Source organism: Paractinoplanes ovalisporus, assembly GCF_016834655.1.
GTDB lineage: Bacteria > Actinomycetota > Actinomycetes > Mycobacteriales > Micromonosporaceae > Actinoplanes > Actinoplanes ovalisporus.
The window spans coordinates 644,157-658,799 of the sequence record NZ_JAENHP010000002.1; the positions used below are offsets into that span (position 1 = coordinate 644,157).

Annotated in this window: 17 protein-coding genes; 13 read left to right on the top strand and 4 right to left on the bottom strand. The window is 72.9% G+C overall.

What is annotated here, in order from left to right; translation table 11 throughout:
• Positions 1-9 precede the first annotated feature (9 nt).
• The 6 genes from JIG36_RS08995 (at position 10) to JIG36_RS09020 (ending at position 5,299) form a co-directional block, all read left to right on the top strand.
• Entirely contained in the window at positions 10-987 is a 978-nt protein-coding gene (locus JIG36_RS08995; RefSeq protein ID WP_203375548.1) for a sugar ABC transporter substrate-binding protein, read from the top strand.
• Positions 984-2,228 (top strand): metal-dependent hydrolase family protein, encoded by a 1,245-nt coding sequence (locus JIG36_RS09000; RefSeq protein WP_203375549.1) that lies wholly within the window; start codon positions 984-986, stop codon positions 2,226-2,228. Before JIG36_RS08995 ends, JIG36_RS09000 begins: the two co-directional genes overlap by 4 nt.
• Complete coding sequence (locus tag JIG36_RS09005) at positions 2,212-2,979, top strand: ATP-binding cassette domain-containing protein (RefSeq protein ID WP_203375550.1); 768 nt, start codon at positions 2,212-2,214, stop codon at positions 2,977-2,979. The genes JIG36_RS09000 and JIG36_RS09005 overlap by 17 nt, the downstream gene beginning before the upstream one ends.
• Entirely contained in the window at positions 2,976-3,728 is a 753-nt protein-coding gene (locus JIG36_RS09010; protein WP_203375551.1) for an SDR family NAD(P)-dependent oxidoreductase, read from the top strand. The genes JIG36_RS09005 and JIG36_RS09010 overlap by 4 nt, the downstream gene beginning before the upstream one ends.
• 22 nt (positions 3,729-3,750) lie before the next feature.
• Complete coding sequence (locus JIG36_RS09015) at positions 3,751-4,446, top strand: GntR family transcriptional regulator (protein ID WP_203375552.1); 696 nt, start codon at positions 3,751-3,753, stop codon at positions 4,444-4,446.
• A 70-nt stretch (positions 4,447-4,516) separates the two neighbouring features.
• Complete coding sequence (locus JIG36_RS09020) at positions 4,517-5,299, top strand: SAM-dependent methyltransferase (RefSeq protein WP_203375553.1); 783 nt, start codon at positions 4,517-4,519, stop codon at positions 5,297-5,299.
• Positions 5,300-5,302: 3 nt separating this feature from the next.
• Here JIG36_RS09020 and JIG36_RS09025 read toward each other — a convergent pair whose 3' ends face one another.
• Entirely contained in the window at positions 5,303-6,262 is a 960-nt protein-coding gene (locus tag JIG36_RS09025; protein ID WP_203375554.1) for an MBL fold metallo-hydrolase, read from the bottom strand.
• Positions 6,259-6,843 carry a TetR/AcrR family transcriptional regulator gene (locus tag JIG36_RS09030; RefSeq protein ID WP_203375555.1) on the bottom strand — a complete coding sequence of 195 codons (585 nt, stop codon included), beginning with the start codon at positions 6,841-6,843 and terminating at the stop codon, positions 6,259-6,261. Before JIG36_RS09030 ends, JIG36_RS09025 begins: the two co-directional genes overlap by 4 nt.
• Before the next feature lie 96 nt (positions 6,844-6,939).
• Between JIG36_RS09030 and JIG36_RS09035 the strand changes: the two genes are divergently transcribed.
• On the top strand, positions 6,940-7,374 hold the full coding sequence (locus JIG36_RS09035; protein ID WP_203375556.1) for a universal stress protein: 435 nt from the start codon (positions 6,940-6,942) through the stop codon (positions 7,372-7,374).
• On the opposite strand, the gene JIG36_RS09040 is transcribed toward JIG36_RS09035, so the two are convergent.
• Both JIG36_RS09040 and JIG36_RS09045 read right to left on the bottom strand, forming a co-directional pair.
• Positions 7,318-7,899: a hypothetical protein gene (locus JIG36_RS09040; protein WP_203375557.1), complete on the bottom strand. Its 582-nt coding sequence runs from the start codon at positions 7,897-7,899 to the stop codon at positions 7,318-7,320. The two genes, JIG36_RS09035 and JIG36_RS09040, sit on opposite strands and share 57 nt — an antisense overlap.
• A gap of 63 nt (positions 7,900-7,962) precedes the next feature.
• Positions 7,963-10,665, bottom strand: a complete 2,703-nt coding sequence (locus JIG36_RS09045; protein WP_203375558.1) for an ATP-binding protein — start codon at positions 10,663-10,665, stop codon at positions 7,963-7,965.
• A 20-nt stretch (positions 10,666-10,685) separates the two neighbouring features.
• Between JIG36_RS09045 and JIG36_RS09050 the strand changes: the two genes are divergently transcribed.
• From JIG36_RS09050 to JIG36_RS09075, 6 genes are all read left to right on the top strand, one after another.
• Positions 10,686-10,964, top strand: a complete 279-nt coding sequence (locus tag JIG36_RS09050) for a hypothetical protein (RefSeq protein ID WP_236046193.1) — start codon at positions 10,686-10,688, stop codon at positions 10,962-10,964.
• A 10-nt stretch (positions 10,965-10,974) separates the two neighbouring features.
• Positions 10,975-11,433 carry a hypothetical protein gene (locus tag JIG36_RS09055; protein ID WP_203375560.1) on the top strand — a complete coding sequence of 153 codons (459 nt, stop codon included), beginning with the start codon at positions 10,975-10,977 and terminating at the stop codon, positions 11,431-11,433.
• Positions 11,430-12,578 (top strand): FAD-dependent monooxygenase, encoded by a 1,149-nt coding sequence (locus tag JIG36_RS09060; RefSeq protein WP_307872632.1) that lies wholly within the window; start codon positions 11,430-11,432, stop codon positions 12,576-12,578. The genes JIG36_RS09055 and JIG36_RS09060 overlap by 4 nt, the downstream gene beginning before the upstream one ends.
• The gene (locus tag JIG36_RS53945) at positions 12,575-13,315 is read left to right on the top strand and encodes a CPBP family intramembrane glutamic endopeptidase (protein ID WP_203375561.1); all 741 of its coding nucleotides are present in this window, start codon (positions 12,575-12,577) and stop codon (positions 13,313-13,315) included. Before JIG36_RS09060 ends, JIG36_RS53945 begins: the two co-directional genes overlap by 4 nt.
• 100 nt (positions 13,316-13,415) lie before the next feature.
• Positions 13,416-13,721: a putative quinol monooxygenase gene (locus JIG36_RS09070; RefSeq protein ID WP_203375562.1), complete on the top strand. Its 306-nt coding sequence runs from the start codon at positions 13,416-13,418 to the stop codon at positions 13,719-13,721.
• A gap of 1 nt (position 13,722) precedes the next feature.
• On the top strand, positions 13,723-14,637 hold the full coding sequence (locus JIG36_RS09075) for an alpha/beta hydrolase (RefSeq protein ID WP_203375563.1): 915 nt from the start codon (positions 13,723-13,725) through the stop codon (positions 14,635-14,637).
• The last annotated feature ends 6 nt before the right edge of the window (positions 14,638-14,643 follow it).

Below are 14,643 nucleotides of genomic sequence, written 5' to 3' on the forward strand. Positions count from 1 at the left end.
AGTCCCCTCATGAAGAAATTCCTTTCCGCGGCCGCGGTGGCGGCCCTGATGTTCACCGTCGCGGCCTGCGGCGGCTCCTCCGACGAACCCGTGGCGGCCGGTTCCGCGTCCGCCTCCGGCGAGAAGCTCAAGGTCGCCCTCATCAACGGCGTGCTCACCGGCACCCAGTCCCAGTGCGCCTTCAGCGGCGTCAAGCAGGTCCTCGCCGCCGGCGGGCACACCTGGGCCGACAGCAGCAGCGCCTACAACGTCGAGAACGAGCTGCGCAACGTGCAGTCCGCGATCAGCCAGGGCGTCGACATGATCATGCTGTGGTCGGCGTTCCCGCAGTCCGCGCAGTCCGAGGTGCGTGCGGCCAAGGCGGCCGGCATCCCGATCTATCTGTTCTGGAACAACCCCGGCGACGACGTCAGCGCCGACGACCTGCTGGGCAGCGCCTACTACGACTTCAAGGGCTCGGGCGTCGCCACCGGCAAGTGGATCGCCGACAACGTGCCCAATGCCAAGGTGATGGAGCTGACCGGCGCGCTCGGCTCGGGCACGGCCGAGGACATCATGGCCGGCACCAAGGAGGGCATGGGCACCTCGGGCGAGATCGTGGTGAGCCAGGACGCGGCCTGGGACGCGGCCAAGGCGGCGTCGCTGGCGCAGAGCCTGCTGCCCAGCCACCCCGAGGTCAACGTGATCGTCACGCACAACGACGACATGGCCCTGGCCGTCATCCGCGTGGTCAAGCAGCTCAACCTGCAGGACAAGGTCAAGGTCGTCACCGAGTCGGTCAGCGGCGACGCCGGCATCGCCGCGGTCAAGAGCGGCGAGATCCCCTTCGCGGCCCTCGACCCGCTGGCCCAGTACGGCATCGACGCCATGACCGCCGCGCTCGCACTGAAGGGCGGCAGCGGCGAGAAGGCCATTCAGATCGGCCCGTCGCACTACGACACCAGCAAGAACGACCTGGCCTTCTGCAACCAGGAGTACATGAAGTGACACGGCTCATCGTTCGCGACACGTCGGTGATGACCTGCACCGACGAGAGCGTCCAGGAGCACGTCGACGTCGAGGTGGAGGCCGGCCGCATCGTCGGCCTCCGCCCGGCGGGGCGCGCGGTGGAACCGGGCACGACCGTCATCGACGGCGCCGGGCACACCCTGCTGCCCGGCCTGCTCGACGCCCACGTGCACATGGCGCTCATCGGCCCGGCCGGCGACCACGGCGACGGCTCCTGGATCTCGCACGTGCTGCGGGTCAAGGACGTCATCGAGGACACCCTGCTCGAGGGCTTCACCACGGTCCGCGACGCGGGCGGGCTCGACCCGGCCTTCGCCCGGGCGGTCGACGCCGGCCAGATCCGGGGCCCGAAGATCCTGCCCTCGGGCTCGGTCATCTCGCAGATCGGCGGGCACGGCGACCTGCGCGAGGCCCACGAGGCGGTGCACCGCGGCGCCTCCATCCCGGGGCTGGTGGCCCGGCCCGAGGTGGTCAACGGCGCCGACGAGGTGCGGCGGGTCGCGCGGGAACAGCTCCGCAAGGGCGCGACGCAGCTCAAGATGTTCACCTCGGGCGGGGTGCTCTCGCCGACCGACCACTGGACGCACTCCCAGTTCCAGTTCGACGAGATCCGGGCCGCGGTCGAGGTGGCACAGGCCTGGGGCACGTACGTGCTGGCCCACTGCCACTCCGAGGCGGCGCTGATGCAGGTGATCACGGCCGGGGTGCGCTCGATCGAGCACGGCAGCCAGGTCAACGACGAGATCGCGGACGAGATGCTGCGCCGCGACGTGTGGCTGGTGCCGACCCTGCAGATCCTCGGCATCATCGAGGCCGACCCGGCGCTGACACCCGACCAGCGGACGGACATCAACCAGATCATCGAGGGCAGCCGGCGGGCGGTGCGCATCGCCTCGGCCAAGGGCGTCGGCATCGGCTCCGGTTCCGACCTGGTCGGCCCCGACCAGACCGGCCGTGGCCTCGAGATCGCGCTCAAGGCCGAGTTGATGGGCGCGGCCAAGGCCATCCTCAGCGCGACCCGGGACAACGCCCGGCTGATGCGGCTGCAGGACAGCGTCGGCACGATCGAGGCCGGCAAGCGGGCCGACCTCGTGCTCGTCGCGGGCTCACCGCTGGACGACGTGAAGCTGCTCGCGAACGGCGCCAACCTCCCCGTGGTCATCCGCGGCGGGGAGATCGTCAAGGACACCGCGGGGATGGCCCATGACAGCGATTCTTGAGGTCGACGACGTCACCAAGACGTACGGCGCAACGAAGGCTCTCAAGGGTGTGAGCTTCAGCCTGAGCGCGGGCCGCACGCTCGCGGTCGTGGGGGACAACGGCGCCGGCAAGTCCACGCTGGTCAAGATCCTGACCGGGATGTTCGCGCCCAGCACGGGCGGGCTGCGCCTGGACGGCGAACCGGTCACGTTCTCGAACCCGCGCGACGCGCACCGGGCCGGCATCGAAGCGGTGTTCCAGGACCTGGCGCTGGTGCCCAACCTGGACGTGGCCGGCAACTTCTTCCTGCGGCGCGAGCTGGTCACGCCGTCCTGGCTGGGCCCGTTCGCCGTGGTGCGCAAACGCAAGATGGCCCGGGTCGCCAAGGAATCGGTGTCCGAGCTGCACATCCGGATCCCCGGCATCGACGGCCAGGAGATCTCCAAGATGAGCGGCGGGCAACGCCAGTGCGTGGCGATCGCCCGGGCCGCGTACTGGGCCCGCCGGGTCCTGATTCTCGACGAGCCGACGGCCGCGCTCGGCGTGGAGGAGAGCGGCGAGGTGCTGCGGGTCCTCAACACGATCAAGCGGGAACGCAACATCGGCCAGCTCGTCATCAGTCACAACATGGAACACGTGTGGGCCGTCGCCGACGACATCCTGGTGCTCCGCCAGGGGTCGCAGCAGGCCCTCCTCCGCACGGCCGACACGACCCCCGAAGAGGTCGTCGGCCTGATCACCGGTGCTCACGTCGTGAAGGGAAATGCATGAGACTGTCGGGCAAGGTCTGCGTCGTCACCGGCGCTTCGAGGTCCATCGGCAAGGCCATCGCGCTCGGGTACGCGGCCGAGGGCGCCTCGGTGGTGGTCGGCTACCGCTCGGACTCCGACGCGGCGGCCGCCGTCGTCAAGCAGATCGAGGACGCCGGTGGGTCGGCGCTCGCCGTCCAAGGCGACACGTCCTCGTCGGCCGACGTCCGGAACCTGATGGACGCGGCCGAGGAGCGTTTCGGCCGGATCGACGTGCTGGTGAACAACGCCGCGGTGCTCAAGCGGACCCCGTTCCTCGAGATCACCGAGGACGAGTGGGACGAGATCATGTCGATCAACCTGAAGGGGTACTTCCTCTGCGCCCAGGAGGCGGCCAAGCGGATGGTCCCGCGCAGGTCGGGCGTGATCATCAACATGTCGTCGGCCAGTGAGCAGCTGGCCGGCATCAACCTGGCCCACTACTGCAGCGCCAAGGGCGGCGTACGGCTTCTGACCCGCCAGCTGGCCCTGGAGCTGGCGCCGCACGGCATCCGGGCCAACTCGATCGCGCCCGGCCTGATCGAGACCGACCTGAACCGGCACGACATCGCCGACCCGGCGTTCCGCGAGTACCGGCTCGGGATGATCCCCCTGCAGATCATCGGCGTGCCCGAGGACGTCGTCGGCGCGGCGGTTTTCCTGGCCACCGACGAGTCCCGGCTTGCCACGGGGAGCACACTGTTCCTCGACGCCGGGCAGACCATCGCCTGACCTGTCCTCCCTGGAGAAAACTTTGCTCCCGACCGGGCACCCCCTGGGGCAGACCGAGTCCGACCGTGCCTACCGCAAGCTGCGCGACCTCATCCTGCGCGGGCGGCTGGCCCCCGGCTCGTCGCTGGTCGAGGCCGACCTGATGGAGTCGCTGGCCGTGGGCCGGACACCTCTGCGCGAGGCGATCCGGGCCCTGGCCGGCGACGGGCTGGTCGAGGTCATAGGCCGCCGCGGCACGTACGTGACCCACGTCGACGTGCGCAACTGCGGCCCCCTGCTCGACCTGCGCCTGGCCGTGGAGCGGGTGGTGGCGGCCTCGGTGGCGGCCAACGCCCGGCCCGGCGACGTCAAGGAACTGGGCGACTTCCTCGACGCGGCCGGGTCGGGCGCGAGCGCGGACGACCTCGACTTCGACGCCGGCTTCCACGACCGGCTGCTGCTGATGTGCGCCAACCCGTACATCACCCCGATCTACTGGCGGTTGGTGGCCGAGAGCATGCGCCTGCTGGCCGCCGTCGGGGCCCCGCTGGAACCGGTGCGGGAACTGCTCCCCGAGTTCCGCCGGGCTCATCAGGCCCTTCTCGACGGTGACGCCGCGGCCCTGGAGGACGCGCTGGTCACCCACGTCATGACGTTCCGGACCCGGTTCGAGGCCGCCCTGGGCGCCCTGCCGGCCGCGATCCGGAGCGCCGCGATCTCCGCGACCAAAAGTTTCTGAAGGGTCCACAGTGGTTGGTCGGGTGGTCTACCCTGGCCCCCTCGCCGCGCAACCCGGGAGGGCCTTGGCCATGACCGCCGACAACGACGCCCCGCAGCTGGACACGAGCGTGCCGCACAGCGCCCGGGTCTGGAACTACTGGCTGGGCGGCAAGGACAACTACGCCGTCGACCGCGAGGTGGGCGACAGCGTCCTCGAGGTGTTCCCGGCCATCGCCGAAAACGCCCGGGCCTGCCGCGCCTTCCTGGTCCGCGTCGTGACCTACCTGGCCGGCGACGCCGGGATCCGCCAGTTCCTCGACATCGGCACCGGCCTGCCCACCGCCAACAACACCCACGAGGTGGCCCAGCGGGTCGCGCCGGCGTCCCGCATCGTCTATGTCGACAACGACCCGCTCGTGCTGGTGCACGCCCGGGCCCTGCTCAGCAGCGGCCTCGAGGGCGCCACCGACTACATCGACGCCGACCTGCGCGACACCGCCACGATCCACCGGGAAGCGGCCCGCACGCTCGACTTCGACCAGCCGATCGCCCTGATGCTGATGGGCATCCTGGGTCACGTCGGCGACGACGACGAGGCGCTGGCGATCGTCAAGCGGCTGGTCGACCTGCTGCCCTCCGGCAGCTATCTCGCCTTCTACGACGGCACCGACACGAGCGAGAAGATCGTCGAGGGGGCCAAGGTCTCCAGCGAGGGCGGCCACACCTACCACCTGCGCAGCCCCGAGCGCATCGCCCGCTTCTTCGACGGCCTCGAGCTGGTCGACCCGGGCGTGGTCACCGTCTCGCGCTGGCGGGCCGACGCCGACGCGCCCCACCACGACTCGTACGGCGGCATCGGCCGCAAGCCGTAGCGGTCAGCGGCTCCAGCGTTCGGGCTCGGTGCCGGTGCGGCGCACCGAGCCGGTCGCGGCCAGGTGATGCAGGTGGGCCACGGTCTCGGCCAGGGCCATCCGGCGCATCAGGCCGCGCAGGGCGTCCCAGCCGCGTGACCAGGTGAGCCGGGCCGCCACCGCCCACGCGGTCGGCTCGCCCAGTTCCGCCACGACCCGCAGGATCTCGTGGCCGCGCTCCTCGTGATGCCGGCGCAGATCGGCGGCGCGGGTGTCGATGCCGCGAAACCGGTATTCGTGGGCGGGCAGGGCCTCCTCGTCGGCGAACTTCGCCGTCCGGTCGAGCGAGGCCAGATAGTCGGTGAGCGGGTCGCCCTCGTCGCCCGGGTGCACGGCGATGTTGGGGCTGATCCGCGGCAGCAGGTGGTCGCCGGTGAGCAGCACCCCGGCCGACGCGTCGTGCAGGCAGAGATGGCCCGGCGTGTGACCCGGCGTCCAGACCGCCCGCAGCTCGCGGCCGGTCAGCGGCAGCAGGTCACCGTCGTCGAACGTGCGGTCGGGCTCGGCCATCGCGAACAGCTCGTCGAGGCGGTCGGGCGTGAGACGCAGGTCTTCCGGAGCGCCGTGGCGCCGCAGCCACCGGCCGCTGAAGTCGGGCGGCTGGTCGCGCCAGCGGCGGGCGGGCAGCCACTCCGCCTCGGCCGGATGCATGCCGATCCAGGCGCCGGTCTGCTCGCGCAGCCATCCGCTCAGGCCGTGGTGGTCGGGGTGCACGTGGGTGAGCACGATGCCGGTGACCTCGCCCAGGTCGCGCAGCGCGGCCGTCAGCACCTCGCGGCCCTCGGGGGAGTCCCAGCCCGGGTCGACGACGAGAACCCCGGTGGCGTCCTGGAACGCGTACGTGAGGGTGTAGCGCAGCGGATTGTCCGGGATCGGCACCGGGATCGACCACAGCCCGGGCCGCACCTGCTCGAGGGGCATCATGCGGCCACCGTGGTCAGCAGGAAGTCGACCAGGCGGCGGGCGTGGGTGCCGGTGTCGCCGGCCAGGGCCGGTCGTTTCTCGGGCGGCGTGGTCAGCGCGTGCATCATGGCGCCGCCGATCACCGTGTTGAGCAGCAGGGTCACCGAGGTGGCGGCGGGCAGCTCACCCCGGGCGATGCCGCGTCGCACGATGCCCCGGGCGGCCAGGATCTGGGCCTCGCGGGTGGCCGCGTAGTGCTCGGCGATGCCCGGGATCTTGGCCGCCTCGAGCTGCAGGCGCAGCGCGGCCCGGCTCGACGGCCCGGCGTAGACGTCGAGGATCTGGGTCGCCAGCTCGACCAGGTCGCCGTGCAGGGTGCCGGTGTCGACGTCGCTGACGTGCGGCAGGCTCGACGTGAGGGCGTCCGTGAGCAGCGCTTCCTTGCTGCTCCAGCGCAGATAGAGCGAGGCCTTGCCGACCCCGGCCCGGCGCGCCACGGTCTCCATCGCGAACCCGGCCCAGCCGGCGTCGCCGAACAGGTCGAGGGCGGCCCGGGCGATGCGGCGGTCGACTTCGGGGTCGCGGGGTCGTCCTGTGCTCACTGTGCCGGGCCCCTCCCCGAAACATTGCTGAACGATTACCGTCACGATACACTTCGGATAATTGAACACCAAGCGTTCAGTAAAGGCGTGTGGGTCATGAAGGACGGGCCGGGCACGATCCTGGTGGGCATCGACGGTTCCACGTCCTCGCTGCGGGCGGCCGCATACGCCGCGGGCCTGGCCCGGCGCCAGGGCAGCAAGCTGGTCGCGCTCTATGTCCGTACGCACCCGTCCGCTCTTCTGCCCCTTGCCGACACCGGCGGGGCGGTCGCCACGGTGATCGACACGCAGGACGCGGTGGAGAAGGAGCTGCGCAGCATGTTCGTCGAGCGGCTGCCCGAGATCGAGGTCGAGGCCCGCCTGCTCGTGCGCACCGGTGAGCCGTACGCGGAAATCATCGACGTGGCCCACGAGGTGCGCGCCGACGCCGTCATCGTGGGCCGCTCGACCCAGGCCCTGCACCGCATCGCCGGTTCACTGGGCTCGAAGCTGGTGCGCTGCGGCCGCTGGCCGGTCACCGTGGTGCCCTGAGCGCAGCACCGCCCACCCCATCGAAGCGAAAGCCAGGTCCCGTACGCCCGCCGCGCCGACCTGCAGCACGGCGGGCATCAGCGGGGTCAGGGCCATCAGCAGCATGCCGACGATCAGGGTGACGCCGGTCCAGCGGGGCAGCACCCCGGCCCGCGCGACCGCCACGCCGAACGCGATCCCGGCCACGACCATGAGCGCGGAGTGCACGCCGATCCACGCGCCGAGCCGGTCCGAGAGCGTGTCCCAGTCGGGGGTGCGCTCGACGATCGCGTAGAGGACCGTGCCGGTGAAGAAGACGTACGCGTAGGCGTATCCGACCGCCCCGGCCAACCCGAGCGCGCCGATCCCGGGGCGTTGCCGCGCGTACAAGCCAAGAACGAACAGCGGCAGGGCGGCCTCGGCGGCGTACGTGAGGGCCAGCTGGAACGGGGAGAAGCCGCCCTGGGCCAGTTCGACGACGTCGGAGACGAGATAGACGACCGAGAACAGCACCGCGGAGGCGCCGACGAGCAGACGTGAGTTCATGGTCGTCACTGTCCGCCCGGCGGCGGCCGGCGACATCGGGGCCGCACCCTGAGCGGGGCCGGATCAGGGTGCGTCGCGGTCGTGCCGCTCCACCGCGCGGGCGACCTCGACCCGGGAGGTCACCGACAGCTTGTGGAACAGGTTGCGCAGGTGGGTCTCGACCGTCTTGCGGCTCAGGAACAGCTCCTCGGCGATCTCGGCGTTGGTCCGCCGGTCCGCGACCAGCCGCGCGATCTCCAGCTCGCGCCCGGTCAGCCCGGCCAGCCCGGAGGCGGGCGCGCTGCGGTGGTGCACCCGCCGATGACCGAGCCGCCGCATCAGCCGCTCGGCCTCGGCCCGCCGGCGGGGCGCGCCGCACCGCTCGTACAGGTCGCACACCAGCTGCAGCATGCGGACGGCGGCCTCGGTGTCGCCCGCCTCGGCCAGCGCCCGCGCGGCCAGGAAACGGGCGGCCGCCTCCTCCAGCACGGTGCCGTTCCCGGCCTCGGCCAGCGCCAGCTCCGCCGCCTCCCGGAAGCGGCCCTGCGCGAGAGCCACGGCCGCGCTGCCGGGTTCCAGATCGGCCGCCTCGGCGACGCGCCCGGCGGCCAGGCGGCACCGCACGACCAGCGCCCGGGCCGCCGGTCGCAGAGGGGCCGGCAGCGCGTCGAGGTCGGGAACGACCAGCCGCTCGGCCGCGGCGAACTCGCCCGACTCGGCCAGGGCCGCGGCCAGCGTGAGCCGTGACCACACCCCGGGCAGGCTCTTCTCCGGGTCGTTGTGCGCCTCCACGCTCTCGCGGGCCAGCACCAGCGCCGTGCCCGCGTCGCCGCCGCTCGCCGCCACCGAGGAGCGGGCCATCAGGACCCAGCCCAGCAGCGACCGGTTGCCGGACGAGCGGGCGACGTCGATCGCCTCGTCGAGCAGGGCGGCGGCCTCCGGGAGCCGGCCCAGCGCGGCCCGCACCAGGCCGGCCCAGAACATCACCGGGACGTGGTGGCGCACCACACCGAGGGCCCGCTCGGCGTGCCGGGTGGCGTCCGCGAGCCGGCCGCACAGCAGCTCGGCCGCCGCCAGCTGGGCCACGACCGGCTCGGGGGAGTGCCCGATCTGCTCGTCGGTCTGCGCGTCGAGCAGGGCCGCCGCCTCGGCGCAGGCGGCGGTCGCCTCGGCCGTGCCGCCCGCGAACGCGGTGCTGAAACCCAGGCGCATGGCCGTCTCGGCGACGAGCCGGGGATCGTCCAGCCGACCGGCCGTCGCCCGCGCCCGGCGGGCCCACTCGAGGGCGGGCGTGAACTCCAGGCGGAACAGGTGGTCCTGCGCGATCGCGCTCATCAGCAGGGCGGCCTCGGCCGACGGCGCCTCCCCGAGGCTCTCCAGGACGGCCGTCAGGCGGCGATGGGCGGCGTCGTGGTGGCCGAGCGCGTGCTCGATGCCGGCGCAGTCGGCGGTCACCGCGACCCGGACGGCGATCCGGTCGTCCGGCAACAGCGCGAGGGCCCGTACGAAAGCCTCGCGGGCCTCTTCGAGCCGGCCGGTCGCGCCCAGCGCCTGGCCGAGGGCGGTCCACAACCCGGCGGAGTCCGGCGCCAGGCCGATGGCGTCGCGGTACCAGCGGGCGGCCTCCCCGGGCGCCCGCAGCAGCACGTCGTCACCGGCCGCGCGCAGCAGCGCGACCGCCTCCGGATCACCCGGCCGCGCCGCCTGCACGACGTGGTGGGCGCGTCCGGCCGGGGGCACACCCCGCTCGGCCAGCGCCCGGCCCAGCCGTTCGTGGGCGCCGACCCGCCAGGCGCGCGGCGCCGACTCGTAGACGGCCCGGCGCAACAGCGGATGCCGGAACCGGAACCGGCGCGGCGCCTCGGTGGGGCGTACGAGATCGCGGTCCAGCAGCGCGTCGAGGGCCTCGGCGACCTCGGGCTCGTCACGTTCGGCGGCCACCGCGACCAGATCGAGCAGGAACGGGTCGCCGGCCACGGCGGCGCCCTCCAGCACCCGGCGCAGGTCGCGGTCGAGCAACGCGAGCTCGTCGGACATCGCAGTCGACACCGCGTCCTCGGTGGACCGTCCGACGGTCTTGCGGCCGGCCCGCGCGAGCTGGGTCAGATAGAACGGGTTGCCGCCGCTCTCGGCGTGCAGCCGCGCCGCCTCCGTGTTCCCCGGGCCCAGGAGCTCCCGTACGTCTTCCGGGGTGAGCGGCCCCAGGTCGAGGCGCACCGGTGCGGCCCGTTGCAGCGCGGCGGTCAGGCGCCCGGCGGTCTGGCGGGGCCGCATCGCCAGCCCGAGCAGCACCGGCGCTGCCGGGGGCCGCCGCAGCAGCGCGCAGATCAGCTCGACCGACCCCTCGTCGGCCCAGTGCAGGTCGTCGAGCAGCAGCACCGTCGGCGTCTCGGCGGCCAGCACCTCCAGCACCCGGCGCATCGCCCGGTGCGCCCGGTAGCGCGGGTCGCCGTGCGTCTCACGGGCCGGCGCCGGCCACGACGGCAGCAGATGGGCCAGCTCGGCCCGCGTCTCGTCGTCCAGCTCGGGCCGGGCCGCCCGCAGATATTCGTCGAGCGCGTCGACGAACAGCCAGAACGGCAGGTCGCGCTCGAACTCGGAGGCGCTGCCGTTGAGCACCAGCATGCCCCGGGCGTCGGCCATCCGCCCCAGCTCGGCCAGCATGCGGCTCTTGCCGATGCCCGGCTCCCCGGCGATCACCACCGTCCGCGCCCCGGCGCCGGTCAGCAGCGCGCCGAGCGCCTCCAGCTCGGTGCCGCGCCCGACCAGCCCATGGTCATGCTCCACCGGATCAGGGTCGCACCCCGATGTCGTCGCGCGCGACGGTGACGAGGCTCGATCCCGTGCCGCGTTTCCTGCTCCACAACCGACACGCCGCCGACGACTGCGGGGTGGTGTTCGCCGCGTTCCGCGGTTTCCCGAGCCCGCTGCGGCACGCCGGCGCGCTCAGTTCGTGCCGCACCGGCGGCCACGAGGTCTGGTGGCAGACCACGGCCCCGGACGGACCGGCGGCGCTGCGCCAGCTGCCCCCCTACGTCGCCGCGACCACCGTCGCCATCCGCATAGAGAGGCTCGACACGCCCTAGGAGGGTCCCCATGCTCGCCGAGATCGGCCTGGCCCTGTCGGTCGTCTGCGCCGGCCTGTGGTCCGGCCTGCTGCTGACCCTGACCACGATCCTGCATCCCATCTACGCCGCCCAGGACGGTGCCGGTTTCGCCGCCGAGCTGCGCCGGTTCCTGCCGGTGGCCCGCAAGTCGCCGACCAACTATCTGCTCGTCATCGGCCTGGTCGTCGCGCCGGTGATCGCCCTGATCGGCGGGGCCCCGCCGTGGCTGACCGGCACCGGCCTGGCCCTGACCGTGATCGGCCCGCTGCTGATCTCGAGCCGGCTGGCCGAGCCCAACTACGACGTCATCCTCGCCTGGGACCCGGCCGCGCTGCCGGACGACTGGCGGGCCGTCCGCCGCCGCTACTTCGCCCTGAACTGGATCCGCGCCGTCATCACGTGGATCGCCTTCCTGCTGTTCCTCGCCGCCTTCTGGAGCTACCTGTGAACACTCTGCCCACCCGCACCGACGTCCTCATCGCCGGAGCCGGACCCACCGGCCTGACCCTGGCCGCCGCGCTGGCCGCCCGCGGACTCGGCTTCGTGCTGCTCGACCAGGCCGACCGCGGCGCCAACACCTCGCGGGCCGCGGTCATCCACGCCCGTACGCTGGAAGTCCTCGACGAACTCGGGGTCAGCGCCGAGCTGTGCCGCCGGGGCATCGTCGTGCCCACCTTCACGATCCGTGACCGCGACCGGGTCCTGCTGCGGGTGCCGTTCGGCGGGCTGCCCACGAAGTTCCCGTACACGCTGATGCTCCCGCAGAACGACACCGAGCAGGTTCTCGCCGCTCACCTGGCCGCGGCCGGCGGCGAGGTGCACTGGGGCCACCGGCTCACCGGGTTCGAGCACGACGGCTCCTCCGGCGAGGGGGTCACGGCCAAGGTCACCGGCCCCGACGGCACCGTCCACGAGATCCGCGCCCGCTTCCTGGCCGGCTGCGACGGCATGCACAGCGCCGTCCGCGAGCAGTCCGGCATCGGCTTCGCCGGCGACCGCTACGCCGAGTCGTTCGTGCTGGCCGACGTGACGATGACCTGGCCCCACCCGCGCGATCAGGTCAACCTGTTCTTCTCGCCGGACGGCCTGGTGGTGGTGGCGCCCCTGCCCGGCGACCGCTACCGCATCGTGGCCACCGTGGACGAGGCGCCCGAGCAGCCCACCCTGGCCGACATCCAGCGGCTGCCGGCCGTGGCCGGGCGGGTGACCTCGGTCGGGTGGAGCTCGCGGTTCCGGGTCCACCACCGCCTGGCCGACCACTACCGCCAGGGCCCGGTCTTCCTGGCCGGAGACGCCGCCCACGTGCACAGCCCGGCCGGCGGCCAGGGCATGAACACCGGCATCCAGGACGCGGTGGCGCTGGCCCGAGCCTTGGCCGCCGGCGACCCGGCGAGCCTGGACGCCTACGAGACCGCCCGCCGCCCGGTGGCGGCCCAGGTGGTCGCGACCACGGACCGGCTCACGCGGGCCGCCACCGTCCGCAATCCCGTGCTCCGCGCGGCCCGCAACACCGCGCTCAGCGTCGTCGGCCGTTCCCCACGGGTGCAGCGGCGGCTGGCCATGAACCTGGCCGAGCTGACGGTGCCGAAGTGAACCTCCGGACGCTCCGCTTCGCCGTGACGTTCCTGGCCGCCTGGTTCGTCCTCGACCGGCTGGCCACCTCGCCACCCCGGCCGCTGGCCGCCCTGGCCGCCCTGGCCGCGGCCGCCGCCGTCATCACGATCGGCTGGTGGCAGCCGCTGCGCCGCTTACCGGCCCTGCTCGGGCTGGGCCGGCCGGCGGTCCGCGCCTGCCTGGTGGCCACGGCGGCCGGGTCGGCCGTGCTCGGCTCCTATCTGGCCGGTGCCGCGCTGCTCGGCGTCGACCTGCGCCTGCGGCCCGGCTGGCCGCTCGTGCTGGCCGGGGTGCTGGTGTTCCACGGCCTGGCCGAGGAACTGGTGTGGCGCGGGTTCGCGTTCGGGTGGTTGCGCCGGTCGCGGCCGTTCTGGCGGGCGGTGGCGTGGTCGATGCCGCTGATCGCGGTCACCCACGTGCCGCTGCTGATCGGCAACGGCTGGGCGGTCGGGACGATGGCCGTGCTCAGCGCGGCCGTCACCTGCGTGCCGCTGGCCTGGCTGTGGGAGAGCGGGGGCCGCACGATGTGGGCGCCCGCGATCCTGCACGGCCTGATCGGCACCTGGCAGCTCTGGGAGCGCGACTACCCGGCGACCTTCTCGATGGTGGTGCTCGGCGCCTCGATCCTGGTGCCGCTGCTCGTCCTGCTGACCCCGCGCCCGGTCGGCGGCCTGGTCCTGACCCGCACGACGAACCGCGCTGCGATGGACGCTTGATCGGCACGATTGTGCAAGAGGTCGAGAGGATCGCCGTAACGTTCGCGCTGATGGAGCGCCGATGATTGTTCTACCGCCACAACAGCCGTAGGAGAATCAGATGAGTGTGACGCACGGTTTCCACGCCACGATGACGGCCCGGCCCGGCCTCGGCGACAAGCTGGTGGCGCTGCTCCTCGACGCGCCGTCGCTGACCCATCCCGACTGCGTCGTCTTCCTGGTCGGCCGCTCGGCCGGCGACCCCGATGTCGTCCACGTCACCGAGGGTTGGACGACCCCCGAGGCGCACGCCGCCTTCTTCGCCACCGCGCCCGCACAGGCCCTGGTCGCCGAGCTGCAGCCGCTGCTCGACGGCGAATCGCAGTACAGCGACGAGGTTCCGGCCGGCGGAAAGGCGGCGTTCTGAGATGGCCCTCGACCCCGAACTCAAGGCCCGGCTGGCCGACATGCCCCTCATGCCGCGACTCGACGCCGGCACGCTCGCGCAGATCCGCCCGTTCGCCGCGCCGGAGTTTGTCGCCGCGCCCACGGTCGACCAGCGCGAGATCACCGGGCCGGTCCCGCTGACGATCCTGCGCCCGGCCGGTCCGGCGCCGGTGAACGCGCCGTGCGTCTACTGGATCCACGGCGGCGGCATGGTGATGGGCAACCGCTACTCGCAGATCGACATCCCGCTCGAATGGCTGACGGAGTTCGGCGCCGTCGTGGTCTCGGTCGACTACCGTCTCGCGCCCGAGACCCAGGGTACGGGTCCGGTTGACGACTGCTACGCCGGTCTGTTGTGGATCGCCGAGCACGCCGCGGAACTCGGCATCGACCCCGGACGCGTCGTCGTGGCCGGGGCCAGCGCGGGTGGCGGGCTCGCGGCCGGGGTGACGTTGATGGCCCGCGACCGTGGCACCGTGCCGATCGCCGCTCAGGTGCTGATCGGGCCGATGCTCGACCACCGCAACCGCACCCCGTCGAGCCGCCAGTTCTCCGGCGGTCCGGGGGTCTGGACCCGCGAGATGAACGAGTTCGCCTGGCGGTGCCTGCTCGGCGATGTCCGGAGCGAGGTTTCCCCGTACGTCTCACCCGCGCTCGCCGCCGACCTGAGCGACCTGCCTCCGGCCTACATCGACGCGGGTTCGGAGGAGGTCTTCCGCGACGAGGACGTGGACTACGCGAGCCGGATCTGGGCGGCCGGCGGCTCGGCCGACCTGCACGTCTGGAACGGCGGTTTCCACGGCTTCGACGCGCTGTTCCCGACGGCCGCCCTGTCCGTAGCGGCCCGGCTGACCCGCACCCGGTGGCTGGCCCGGCAGCTCGGCGGAGCTTGCTAGCGTTCG

What these genes read in the sequence shown, in the direction of transcription:
- JIG36_RS09055 (WP_203375560.1), top strand. Translation starts at nt 10,975, where the DNA reads ATGCTCGCCGAGATCGGCCTGGCCCTGTCGGTCGTCTGCGCCGGCCTG.
- JIG36_RS09075 (WP_203375563.1), top strand. Translation starts at nt 13,723, where the DNA reads ATGGCCCTCGACCCCGAACTCAAGGCCCGGCTGGCCGACATGCCCCTC.
- JIG36_RS09025 (WP_203375554.1), bottom strand. Translation starts at nt 6,262, where the DNA reads ATGATGCCCCTCGAGCAGGTGCGGCCCGGGCTGTGGTCGATCCCGGTG.
- JIG36_RS09040 (WP_203375557.1), bottom strand. Translation starts at nt 7,899, where the DNA reads ATGAACTCACGTCTGCTCGTCGGCGCCTCCGCGGTGCTGTTCTCGGTC.
- JIG36_RS09050 (WP_236046193.1), top strand. Translation starts at nt 10,686, where the DNA reads ATGTCGTCGCGCGCGACGGTGACGAGGCTCGATCCCGTGCCGCGTTTC.
- JIG36_RS09070 (WP_203375562.1), top strand. Translation starts at nt 13,416, where the DNA reads ATGAGTGTGACGCACGGTTTCCACGCCACGATGACGGCCCGGCCCGGC.
- JIG36_RS09035 (WP_203375556.1), top strand. Translation starts at nt 6,940, where the DNA reads ATGAAGGACGGGCCGGGCACGATCCTGGTGGGCATCGACGGTTCCACG.
- JIG36_RS08995 (WP_203375548.1), top strand. Translation starts at nt 10, where the DNA reads ATGAAGAAATTCCTTTCCGCGGCCGCGGTGGCGGCCCTGATGTTCACC.
- JIG36_RS09020 (WP_203375553.1), top strand. Translation starts at nt 4,517, where the DNA reads ATGACCGCCGACAACGACGCCCCGCAGCTGGACACGAGCGTGCCGCAC.
- JIG36_RS09005 (WP_203375550.1), top strand. Translation starts at nt 2,212, where the DNA reads ATGACAGCGATTCTTGAGGTCGACGACGTCACCAAGACGTACGGCGCA.
- JIG36_RS09010 (WP_203375551.1), top strand. Translation starts at nt 2,976, where the DNA reads ATGAGACTGTCGGGCAAGGTCTGCGTCGTCACCGGCGCTTCGAGGTCC.